The following is a 1156-nucleotide window of genomic DNA, read 5'->3' as shown; positions in this document are numbered from 1 at the left end:
TCTAAACACTGATTTACGGTTCGAAAATATAGGTAAATGAGTGTCCGAATGCTGGGTGTGGTTCCCCAGCATTTGCATCCCTTCTTTGTTTATTATTCCCTTTATTCAACACAATCCAATCGTTGACGATATTGTGCAATGCGTTAGCACGCTCTATCTAGCGCTTCAATGGCATAAGTTAGTTCTGATAGCCCCATATCAGCTATCTGTTTCTCGGTATCACTCATGCTTTCATACGCCAACAGCAGCTCACTTTCGGCTATAGCCTCACGGTGAAGATAAAGCTCTTTATAGCTCATCAGACGATGCTGTGACTGCCGAGTCAATGTAACAACATTCTCTTTTGAAGCGCGGTGTTTCTCATCAATTTCATTCAGCAGCAGATCTAAAACGCGTTGCATTTTGCGAATAGAGACTTTTGCTGTAATTGATTTATATGACTGATGCTTTTCCATTTTTATAAGAACTGACTGAAATAATTGCACATTTAATTAGAACGCCATTCTTATACCCTTTTTAAAATCGGGTAAAGATAGGGTGGTTAAAGTGGTCCACTTCTTGCGTTGATTAGGTCAAAACTGTCCTATCTGGAGAAGCCATGCACGTAGACCCTATCGTTGAAGCGCTCATTATTAGACGAAAAGAGCACGGTTTGTCGCGTGAACAAATGGCAAATATCGCGGGGATGAGCGTCAAAACCTACCAACGCATCGAGCGAGGTGAATCGGATCTCAAACTTTCGCAATACCGCTCTATTTTGCGCTCTCTAAATCTGACTGACCTCGATATTAGAGGGATAGAACACGTGACCGCAGAAGATTTGGTGACGGTTGCTCGGCTGCTATCACCTGAAGCACAGTCCCTACTGGTGCGCCTCTTATCTCTAGTACTTGAACAACGCTCAGATCCTAACGCTTCCTAATTGTTTCGCTCTGTTATACTTATGTTTTGAGCACCCTACTCTCCAATATCAAGGGGAGGCGTTTTATGAACTACATATCAATTTTCAGAGGGCTTGCGACCAGTGTGTTTGTCATGATACTTGGCACAACAACATTACAGGCAAAACCTCATCCGCAACATTCGGTGAAACCCATTACTCAACCGGGCAATAAGCACCACAGTCATCCTGTAAATCGTCCGGAGCGACCGATTC

Annotated in this window: 2 protein-coding genes; one reads left to right on the top strand and one right to left on the bottom strand. The window is 43.4% G+C overall.

Annotated elements, in window-relative coordinates; all coding sequences use genetic code 11:
• Window positions 1-143: 143 nt before the first annotated feature.
• The gene (locus R7E00_RS24510) at window positions 144-455 is read right to left on the bottom strand and encodes a hypothetical protein (RefSeq protein WP_276449230.1); all 312 of its coding nucleotides are present in this window, start codon (window positions 453-455) and stop codon (window positions 144-146) included.
• 143 nt (window positions 456-598) lie between these two features.
• Here R7E00_RS24510 and R7E00_RS24505 point away from each other — a divergent pair, with 143 nt between their 5' ends.
• Complete coding sequence (locus R7E00_RS24505) at window positions 599-922, top strand: helix-turn-helix transcriptional regulator (RefSeq protein WP_318124824.1); 324 nt, start codon at window positions 599-601, stop codon at window positions 920-922.
• Window positions 923-1156 lie beyond the last annotated feature (234 nt).

This window comes from Vibrio sp. Vb1755, assembly GCF_033338635.1.
GTDB classification, from domain to species: Bacteria; Pseudomonadota; Gammaproteobacteria; order Enterobacterales; family Vibrionaceae; genus Vibrio; species Vibrio alginolyticus.
Note: the sequence above shows the minus strand (reverse complement) of the source record. Positions and strands in the feature narration are given on the sequence as shown.

Coding starts and splice junctions, on each gene's coding strand:
- R7E00_RS24505 (WP_318124824.1), top strand. CDS start 599: ATGCACGTAGACCCTATCGTTGAAGCGCTCATTATTAGACGAAAAGAG.
- R7E00_RS24510 (WP_276449230.1), bottom strand. CDS start 455: ATGGAAAAGCATCAGTCATATAAATCAATTACAGCAAAAGTCTCTATT.